The organism is Methylobacterium sp. SD274, assembly GCF_017355285.1.
In the GTDB taxonomy this organism is placed as follows: Bacteria; Pseudomonadota; Alphaproteobacteria; order Rhizobiales; family Beijerinckiaceae; genus Methylobacterium.
Genome location: NZ_JADIJP010000056.1, coordinates 1 through 9,151, shown reverse-complemented (window position 1 = coordinate 9,151; position 9,151 = coordinate 1). Strand labels below are relative to the sequence as shown.

General features: G+C 60.3%; 12 protein-coding genes. 3 read left to right on the top strand and 9 right to left on the bottom strand.

Going from position 1 to position 9,151, the window contains the following annotated elements; genetic code table 11:
* Both IPV08_RS23905 and IPV08_RS23900 read right to left on the bottom strand, forming a co-directional pair.
* Positions 1–531, bottom strand: a 531-nt coding sequence (locus IPV08_RS23905; RefSeq protein WP_207414295.1) for a response regulator transcription factor, incomplete at its 3' end; no start/stop codon positions are given.
* 220 nt (positions 532–751) lie between these two features.
* The gene (locus tag IPV08_RS23900; protein ID WP_207414293.1) at positions 752–1,570 is read right to left on the bottom strand and encodes a porin family protein; all 819 of its coding nucleotides are present in this window, start codon (positions 1,568–1,570) and stop codon (positions 752–754) included.
* Between the two features lie 201 nt (positions 1,571–1,771).
* Between IPV08_RS23900 and IPV08_RS23895 the strand changes: the two genes are divergently transcribed.
* Positions 1,772–2,212, top strand: a complete 441-nt coding sequence (locus tag IPV08_RS23895) for a helix-turn-helix transcriptional regulator (RefSeq protein ID WP_207414291.1) — start codon at positions 1,772–1,774, stop codon at positions 2,210–2,212.
* Positions 2,213–2,409: 197 nt separating this feature from the next.
* On the opposite strand, the gene IPV08_RS23890 is transcribed toward IPV08_RS23895, so the two are convergent.
* The 5 genes from IPV08_RS23890 to IPV08_RS23870 form a co-directional block, all read right to left on the bottom strand.
* Entirely contained in the window at positions 2,410–2,565 is a 156-nt protein-coding gene (locus tag IPV08_RS23890) for a hypothetical protein (RefSeq protein ID WP_207414290.1), read from the bottom strand.
* 210 nt (positions 2,566–2,775) lie between these two features.
* Positions 2,776–4,044: a nucleotide disphospho-sugar-binding domain-containing protein gene (locus tag IPV08_RS23885; RefSeq protein WP_207414287.1), complete on the bottom strand. Its 1,269-nt coding sequence runs from the start codon at positions 4,042–4,044 to the stop codon at positions 2,776–2,778.
* A gap of 125 nt (positions 4,045–4,169) precedes the next feature.
* Positions 4,170–4,871 carry a hypothetical protein gene (locus tag IPV08_RS23880; protein WP_246748210.1) on the bottom strand — a complete coding sequence of 234 codons (702 nt, stop codon included), beginning with the start codon at positions 4,869–4,871 and terminating at the stop codon, positions 4,170–4,172.
* 556 nt (positions 4,872–5,427) lie between these two features.
* Positions 5,428–5,871, bottom strand: a complete 444-nt coding sequence (locus IPV08_RS23875; RefSeq protein WP_207414285.1) for a DMT family transporter — start codon at positions 5,869–5,871, stop codon at positions 5,428–5,430.
* Between the two features lie 468 nt (positions 5,872–6,339).
* Complete coding sequence (locus IPV08_RS23870) at positions 6,340–6,672, bottom strand: hypothetical protein (protein ID WP_207414284.1); 333 nt, start codon at positions 6,670–6,672, stop codon at positions 6,340–6,342.
* 151 nt (positions 6,673–6,823) lie between these two features.
* Between IPV08_RS23870 and IPV08_RS23865 the strand changes: the two genes are divergently transcribed.
* Complete coding sequence (locus IPV08_RS23865) at positions 6,824–7,354, top strand: MucR family transcriptional regulator (protein ID WP_207414282.1); 531 nt, start codon at positions 6,824–6,826, stop codon at positions 7,352–7,354.
* A gap of 118 nt (positions 7,355–7,472) precedes the next feature.
* Here the strand turns inward: IPV08_RS23865 and IPV08_RS23860 are convergent, their stop codons facing one another.
* Both IPV08_RS23860 and IPV08_RS23855 read right to left on the bottom strand, forming a co-directional pair.
* A complete protein-coding gene (locus IPV08_RS23860; protein WP_207414280.1) occupies positions 7,473–7,640 on the bottom strand; it encodes a hypothetical protein in 168 nt (55 codons plus the stop codon).
* Between the two features lie 52 nt (positions 7,641–7,692).
* The gene (locus IPV08_RS23855) at positions 7,693–8,073 is read right to left on the bottom strand and encodes a hypothetical protein (protein WP_207414278.1); all 381 of its coding nucleotides are present in this window, start codon (positions 8,071–8,073) and stop codon (positions 7,693–7,695) included.
* Between the two features lie 297 nt (positions 8,074–8,370).
* Here IPV08_RS23855 and IPV08_RS23850 point away from each other — a divergent pair, with 297 nt between their 5' ends.
* Entirely contained in the window at positions 8,371–8,823 is a 453-nt protein-coding gene (locus IPV08_RS23850) for a BLUF domain-containing protein (protein WP_207414277.1), read from the top strand.
* The last annotated feature ends 328 nt before the right edge of the window (positions 8,824–9,151 follow it).

Below are 9,151 nucleotides of genomic sequence, written 5' to 3'. Positions count from 1 at the left end.
GTGATTGAGGAACATCTCTTTCGTCAGGGTCGTACCCTTCCGCAGCGCGAGGAGTTCCAGCATCTGGTACTCCTTACCGGTGAGGGGGACCCGGCTGCCAGAGATTTCGACGGTCTTCTGATCGAGGTTCACGCTCAGATCACCGGTGGTGATGACCGACTCGGCATGGCCCTTCGAGCGACGGACGATCGCGTGGATGCGGGCGACCAGTTCGTCCTTGTGGAAGGGTTTGGTGAGGTAGTCATCGGCGCCAAAGCCGAGGCCCTTCACCTTATCCTCGATCCCGGCCATGCCGGAGAGGATCAGGATCGGTGTCTTGATTTTCGATGCCCGCAACGAGCGGAGCACTTCGTAGCCGGAGATGTCGGGAAGGGTGAGGTCGAGGAGGATGATGTCGTAGTCGTAGAGCTTGCCGAGGTCGATGCCTTCCTCGCCGAGATCCGTCGTGTAGGTGTTGAAGCGCTCCGCCTTGAGCATCAGTTCGATGCTCGCCGCGATCGAAGCATCGTCCTCAATCAGCAGCACGCGCATGGCAGGTTCCTCGAAAGATTAAAATTTCCTATCCGAACGCCGATAACAAATCGTTAAGGCGCTTGGTCGGGGGATGGGTTGAGGCCTTGCTCAATGCGAATGCGAAGATGGCATCCTCAACGAGAAACGCCCCAGGAATTACTCCTGAGGCGCTTTTGACCTGAGCGGCCAGTTGGATCGGGCTGGGGATGCTCGGGCTGACGATATAAGCCGGAGCGGCCTAGTAGGATCCGAACTTGTAGTTCAGGCCGGCGCGGACGACAGCGAACTCGGTCTCACGCGCCGTGCTGCTCAGCGACAGCACGTCCGTCCGAGGGTTGTACACGGAGCGCGCACCGCGACCGTTCTCCTGATCGAGGTTCACGTACAAGCCTTCGACCTTCAGCGTCACAGCCGACGACTTGAAGAAGTTGAAGAAGGAGTCCGTGGGCATGGCGTACTCGATACCACCGCCGGCGGTGTAGCCGGTGCGGAAATCGTCACCACCGGTGGCACCGTCGCCATAGGCGAAGCCGCCGGTGCCGTAGAACAGGACGCGATCGAAGGCGTAGCCGAGGCGGCCACGAACCGTGCCGAAGAAGTTCATCTCATTGCCGGCGATCCGAACGGCCTGGTTCTGGGCCGGGCCACCGTTCGGCGTGAACGTGCCGGTCACGGTGCGGCTCTTGTTACCGAAGTCCGTGTACTGGGCGTCAGCCTCGATACCGACGACCACGCCCGAGCCTGGAGTGAACTGGTAGTTGTAGCCGACCTGACCACCGCCAACGAAGCCCTCGTGATTGTCGCTGTTGTTCAGCACGAGGACGCCCGAGGTGCCGTAGGAGTTCAGCACGGAGCTGGCCGGCAGGTTGTAGCGGTTGCTGTTGCTGCTGGCGTCGAAGCCGTAGCCGGCGTTGATACCGAAGTAGGCGCCCGTCCAGGTGAACACCGGCACCGGCACGAAGACCGGGGGAGCGGCGCGACGCGGAAGGTCGGCGGCCGAAGCAGCGCCAGCCAGGAGAGCGGTGGCCGCAGTGGCGAGGAGAAGCTTCTTGAACATGGAAGTCGTTGGCCCGTGCGATGAATTTGAACGACACAGAGCCCTGATAGCGCCAGCAGCGATAGTGCAATCTTGCAACACTGCGGATCTACGGCTTACTAGCTAAGAGCCGACGCCATACGCCCCAAAGAGATGTGAGTAATATTTCATATTCGAAATGAAATCATGATTAAATATGTCTGAATACAGGTGCTGTGCGTGATGACCGTTAAATCGACGACAGGCGTTGACCGTGCCGTCAGTCTGCGCATCGCCGCGCTCCGTAAAGCTAAGAGACTGTCGCAGACTGAGTTAGGCCAGCACGTCGGTGTCACGTTTCAGCAGGTCCAGAAGTACGAAAAAGGAGCGAACCGCGTCAGCAGTGGCCGGCTGCAGCAGATCGCTCAGTTCCTTGAAGTGCCAATGTCTACTCTGTTCGGCGATCATGAAGCTGAGGAGCAAAGCGATGCCTTCGGCTTCCTCAGTCAGGCCGGCGCCGTGGATCTGCTTCGTGCTTATGCCTCAATCGAGGACGATCAGCTCCGCCGAGACGTGCTGCGCCTCGTTCGCACAGTGGTTGGTCTAAGGACGGGGCAAACCAAGAGGGTAGCAGACCTCATCCAGTCTGTTCCAACAGACGATGGGCCAAGCTCTTACTCCTGATCGCCTTTGGCTTTCTCCTGCCCAATCTCTCTGTCGGGCATTTCCCAGCCCCGTTTCCAGGTGACATGCTCCTCGGTGTCAGAGGGGTAAGGATTGGCGCTGCTTAGGTCGCCACGATCACGGGCGTGACGCCCTTCCTGGCTAATGGCTGAAGGCGATCGCTGAGGAAAAGACACGGTTGACCTCCTCGTCCGCCCCTACAGAACATCGTCCTGATTGGACACTGGCTTATCAGGCTGTGCATCGGTTTCGGCGGTTTTGGGATGCTCCCCCGGCTTTGGCGGCTTGGGTGCTGGAGATCCAGCTTCGCGCGTCGCATCGACCTGGGATGGCTTCTGCTTATCGTCTGCCATGGTCCCTCTCCCGGACTAGGCATGCGAGCCTCGCGGCTACGGTGCCGTGATAGAAACGAGCGCTGAGCGAGGTTTGATCCCACCCCTGAACAGCCAGCCATAAGCGGATTTACATCAAAGGATGAGCCGAATGACGTTACCATCTGGCTTTCGCCACCCAGGACATGTTCATGACCTGATATAGTCAGGGGAAGCTGTCAAAGTTCAACCTCAGGCAGTGTTTGGGCTTGTTCTCCGCCTCGCGAAGCGTTCGATAATGCCGCAGCAGACCTTTATGCCGTTCTCTTGAGCAGTTCGTTCTTTGGCCTCTTTGCAAGCCCCCGCAACGGTTGCAGAATGGAGAAGTGTATTGAGGCATCGGCTGGCGCGAGAGGGTGTAAAGCGTCTGCGTGAGAGCGTCATACCTATCCCAAGACGACGAAGACGCTCTCCCTCGTCGAAATGGTCGAAGGCGACCGGTACGATGAGCTGCGGAACGCCAGCAGCTAGCCCCTCCGCGACAGTGCCAATCCCGCCATGATGGATCAGCCCGGCAGAATATGGGAGCAGTGCACTGAGAGGGGCGTAGGCCGCTCTGAACACGCTGGCCGGTAGATTGTCGGGGATCTGACCGTTCTGGGGCGCCAGGAGAACACCGCGACGTCCCATCCGTCTACAGATGGCGACAGCCGTTTCGAAAAAACGCCCTGCCTGTCTCATCGCGGAGCCGTAGGTGAAGACCAAGGGAGGCTCACCGCCTTCTACGAACGCAGCAAGCGATGGTGACAGCGTGCCGGCATCGCCGAAGGTATCGACGCGAGGAAATCCGGTCTGGACTGTACGATGTGGCCAGTCTTCCTGTGGCGGGGCGAACCAGCTCGGGACCATGAGGATGATGCGCTGAGGTGAGTGCCACCACGTCCTCAATCGATCCACGGCAGGCAGATTGAACTCAGCCCGATATGCGTTGACCGCGGGAAGAGAGACGGGATTGAGCACGTATTTTTCGGCTCCAAGCTGGATTGAGTGCTTGAGACGATTTGGGAGCCAACGGGGAAGCGGCACTCCTGGGATGATGGGAGGTGCGTGCCGGCTCCGAAAGATGAAAGGAGCGAGGTGAACCGTGATCACGTCGAGCCCAAGGCGATCCTGAGCGATACGGGCGCCTAAGCTGAGTGTTGAGGCGACCACCAGGATCGGGCCCCGTTCCGCCTCCTGGCCTAGGAAGGCGTCAACGACCGGCATCAGTTTCAGCGCGTACCCAAGCAAAAGGGTCGCCCCCTTGCGAGGATGCCAAAGGTTCGGGTCGGCAATGGCCTCATCGTAATCAGCTTGGCTGCCAAGGGGGTGAAACGGCAGTCGCGCTTGCGTCGCCAGCGTCTCGAAATGTCCTGGCGCAGCAAGGAGGACTTCGTACGAGCGTCGGCGCATTTCAGCGGCAAGCCCTATGAACGGCAGCACGTCCCCATGGCTACCTATCGAAACGAAAATGACCTTCATCAGAGAGCCTTAGGTAGCGATAAAGCGGGACTGCAACACGGGCAATGCCAGGCCCAATGAGGGAGTTGATAGGGCTGAGGCCACGTTCGTCATACCGTCCGGCCGCATGTTCTCATCGCATGGCCTCACGCCTCCTGCCGATCGCGTCGATTCCTTTGTGGTCTTTCTGGTCGAGGCCAACCGCCGGCCCTCGGCAGCCCTTTTTGGGTCTCCGCTGGCCGCTTTCCCCGTAGTTCTAGAGCTTGAGTATTCGTGCCGGTCGAGGATTTGACCCCTCCCCCTCTGGCCGGGAGGGTGCGGGCGAGACGCAACCAGGCGGTCCACTCCTTCGAGACGATCCGGACGACGTTCGAGAGGTTGCGGAAGGCAGTCTGCGGTCGCTCCTCGACGGTGATGAGGCCGAGCGTCCTGGCCTGCCGGATTGCGGCCTTCACGGTGGATCGGGACACGCCAGCGACTGCCGCGATGTGATCGACGTAGAGCCTGCAATCGCCACGGCGGGCGGTCTCGGCCGACACGATGGCGAGAACGGCGGTCTCGGCCAGCGTGAACCGGGCCGCGATACCCGGCGGAAGTCTACCAGACGCCGCCCAGCGGCGACGGCGCTCCATGCTGGCATCAGAGCGGGGCCGCGAGCCCACGGGCCTCCTAGGAGCCGCTGGCGTGGCTGGCAGGGCCTTCCGAGCCTCGATCAGGGCAGACAGGGCCTCGGCCTCCGTCTCGCTGATCTGGCCGGCCCCATAGGCGCGCCACATCACAGCCGCCACATCGGGCAGCCTGGATCTCAGCGCCGCCTCTACCGAGCGCCGAATTTCGTCAGCGAACATCGTTCACAGCCCTGCTTGGGCCGCGTCAAAGCGGGGCGCTCCCTGTCATGGGGCGCCTTTCAAAAGGCCAAGCGCCATCGCTTCGAGAAGCATGTTCCCGATTGACTCCCGGCGGGAGCTGTGGCTTGTGAGGGGAAGTGACTGGCCTCACAGGCCCTGCGATTTTAAACGGTCTCACCCCTGGCAGGGTGGGGCCGTTTCGCGTTGGGGGCTCTAGATCTTTCTCGCGGCTATCATCCTCAACGGTGGTCGGCTCACGACTCGCTTGGAGCGAGAGGCGGGCACGGTGCCATGTCGGCCGGGCGGGGTGGTTAAGTCAACGCTAACCCTCATCGGCGACGCCGGCAGCCTGCTCGATCCATGGGAGGCCAGCCGTTTCCGACACCCTGCTCCTGCTCGCCCTGGCGACCGAAAACGTCGAGCTGCGGGCCCAGCTCGCAGAGGCGCAGGAGCAGTGCATTGAGCTGGCCGTGGACGCTGGCGAGATGCACGCCGAGGTGAAGGCGCTGCGGCGGGAATTGGCTGAGATGCGGGCTGGAAGGGATGCGTGGAGGTTCTAGAGCATCGCTACGAGGGCAACACCGCCGATCATCAGCAAGCCGCCGAAGATCCGCCAGATCGTTGCCGGGTGACGCTCAAAGCCTATCCAGCCGAAATGATCGAGCAGGATCGAGGTGACGACACCCGCTGTCACAAGCATTCCCAGGAATGGAGCTGCACCAATCTGCCTAGCCACGATGAACTGTGCCAGGATGATGCCGCCGCCCAGAACGCCGCCGAACCAAGCCCACCACGGTACGACCAGCACTTGTGCGGTGGTTGGCCATATCAGCTTTCCCGAGAGTAGGCCCACGACGAGGATGCAGGTTGCTGTGCCCGCCACCACGACAAGGCCAGCGGTCAAGGATCCCTCAAACCCTTTCGATAAGGCCCCATTCTGACCCGCTTGAATGGCGTTAGCGACGCCCGCCAACAGGACAATGCCGTACAGATACCACATGGTGTTCTCAGTCCTGCCTCTGGACTGACCATCTAGGCCGATGCCGGTGGGCTACGGTGTGGCATAAAGGGGTCGACTACGACCGGACTCGGATCAGCAATAAGAACAGTGAGCCTATGTTCAGCTCAGAGGACGAGGCGAAGGCGGCGGGGTGGCGGGCACCTCGCAACTAACCGGGACTCCTGATGTCATTGACGTGAATTTCACGCCGGGGTCGAGGCGCTGCGGCGGGAGTTGGCGGAACGACATGCTCGATCAGGCTGAAGGACGCATTCCGTCGAGGGTGACTTCGAAGATGCTGCCGCGGGGCTCAGACGGCCGGTACATGATGCGGCCGCTAATTCGCTCCGGCGGCGTGCTGACGATGAACAGCTCGACGATGCCGACGACCTTGTGGGCCTTTTCAACGCCATGGAGCGCGCCTCGCCGGGGTCGTCCGTGACCGGGGCCGATGGATCGCGTTAGGCCTCACCAAGGCTGCGGCCGCGTCTCCATCTGATCCACCCGCTTGCGTCGGCCATCGGTCCGCTCGATCCAAATTTCAGCGGCGTCGAGGGCGAACTCTGGACCGTGGGCATAATCCCATCGCCAGTTCGGATCTGCGGTTGGACCCCATCTGAGATCGACGTCCTCCCGAAGGATCAGGCGCAGGCGAAATTCCCCCTCATTCTGGCGGGCCAATAAGAGTCTGAGAACCTCAGAGGAGGCGATCCACGCTTCCGATGACCCGAGGTCTGTAAAGATGCAGGGCGCATAGTCGTCGGTAGTGATCTCGCGCCAGGGCGGGAGTTCGTCAGTCATGTAAGGTCTATCGATTCACGGCCCGGATCGGCAGGACTCGCTTCGAAGACACCATATTAGGTCAATCTAGTTTTTATCCGTTACTAAATCTATTGAGGGCGTGCCCAAAGCTGCTCTATAGGACACTCACCGAACCTCAGAGAAAGACGTTATGACCGATCAGACCACTGAATTGCCGACCAGCCATATCGAGCTTACGGCTGACATCGTCGCCGCCTACGTCTCCAACAACTCGGTTCCAGTAGGATCATTGGCCGACTTGCTGAGCAGCGTGCACGCCGCCATCAGCACCCTTTCCAGCGGTGGATCTAGCGCGCCGGAGGTGGACAAGATCGAGAAGGCGACGCCGACTCAGATCAAAAAGTCGATCACGCCAGACCACCTCATCAGCTTCGAAGACGGCAAGCCCTACAAGACACTGCGCCGGCATCTGACGCTCCGCGGGCTGAGCCCTGAGGCTTACCGTGCGAAGCATGGCCTACACGCCGACTATCCCATGACTTCAGCCAGCTACTCGGCGCAGCGCTCGGAGCTTGCTCGTGCCCTTGGCCTCGGACAGGTGCGCAAGGATACGGGAGAGGCGAAGCCCGCCGCGCCGGAAAAGACAGTCGTTGAAGAGGCCGCTGCGGCTCCTGAGAAGCCCAAGAAGGCCGGTCGGCCGCGCAAAGCTGCTGCGGCTTAAGCGCCAAGATTGGCGATGTAGGTCAGCGATCTACATCGCTTGCAAGAACATGCCTTCACAAAGGCAATGATTGGTCCTCAGAAGCTGCCGCTCAGCGGCTCTGGGCATCGCTTCCAGCTTAAGGAACCGTCCGATTGGGCCGGAGCATGTCGTCTACCATGATCAGGAGGTTCGACAGTTCGAGCTTCCCCTCCTCCGGCACTCTGCCCTCGCTTAACCTGCGCTGGATCGTACTTTTGACGCTCGACAAAGCCTCACGGTAGCCCTCGGCGCGTTCGGTGCTCATGGTAGGGTTCATGGCGGCGACCGCGAGGAAATAGGGCAGGCCCTTGGGGCGCCTACCGCTTCGCCGACCAGATCGGCACTGCACCCTTCGGACGTCCCGGCACGTTTCGAAAGTACCGCGTCCGCTCGAACCGAATGAAATCCGCGTGGGCCTCAGACACGAGGTCACCGCTCAGAACCATGGCTCCGCAGAAGTCGGAACGGATCACGCCGAGGTCGGGATGCACGCCAAAAAGCTGCAGCGTCGTCCAGCCCAGCCGGCCAGCTTCGTCGGCGTGCTTGTCGAGGAAGTCCAGGGACGCAGCGTGAACGGCCTGCCAGCTGGCGGCCGTCAGTCCAGGGCAAGGCACGACGCTCGGCTTAATGCTGAGGAAGGCTTCACGCCATTCCTGGGGCGAGTTCGCTTCGATCTTGAAGGCTGGGGATGCTGACATGAGGCCCGGCGGCTATGATGGGCCGGACGGGATAGGTGACAGGGACCGGCCGCGCCAGGACATGTGGGCCACACTCGGCACTGAGGCTCAGGCCAAGCACCTGCCTCCCGGTTCGAATTTGTTAAGGTTCGGCCAAGCCACAAGTCCTTAATAATCAAATCCAAGAACAATTTCAGGACTCGTTAGTGTTTCATCGAGCAGAACGTTCACGATGCGATGCCAAGCGAAAATAATCCATGTGTATGACGCAGCGTGATTACTTTCTCTCGTGAGCATCATCAAACGGAGCATTAAATCGTGGTACATCAGCTCGTCTATTATAGCCGCAACACTGTAGAGGGCGGCGATCGTGCTATGCTTACGAACTTACGTGAAATTGTTTCTGCGTCTCAGCGGAACAATAGCAGGGACGGTATCACAGGATTCTTGATATTTGATAAGACTTGGTTCGTACAGATTTTAGAGGGCGAAAAGCTCAAGGTAACGGACACCTACAATCGGATTGCGCGAGATAGTCGCCACAGCTCCGCAACGATCATGAATGTACGCGACGTTGAGGCGCGGCTTTTCCCGAATTGGACGATGGGTGGCGCGATGCGTACGCCTGAGGCGCAAGAGGTCTATCTGCAGCACGGGATTGGCGGCGCTATTGAGCCCACTCGCCTCAAGAGCACGCAGGTCATTGATCTTGCTCTCGATCTACAGGCCTTCGAACTGAGCAAACGTCAGGGACAGCGCCTCACCGCTTGATAGCGGCTGCCCCGCCGCTCCGATCTGATCACGGAGCCGGCGGGGAGGATCGTCCATCTCACTGAGCCAGTACACAACTTGGCTCGACGGGGAGAATGGCCTGGGCCCGTTAGCGAAAAAAGAGCGTGCCGGGCGGCATGCAGCCCGCAATGGGACGATGCTCGATCAGAGCGGGTTTCTATTTGGGTGGCAAAAAATCTAACCACCGCCGATCCCGCTTATAACCTTCCCAGTTCCGTTGCAGTCAGGACATGAGTCTGAGCCAGTTTTCCCGGTGCCACTGCACCTCTGGCATAAGTTTTCGCCCGTCCCAGGGGTGCCGGGTGAA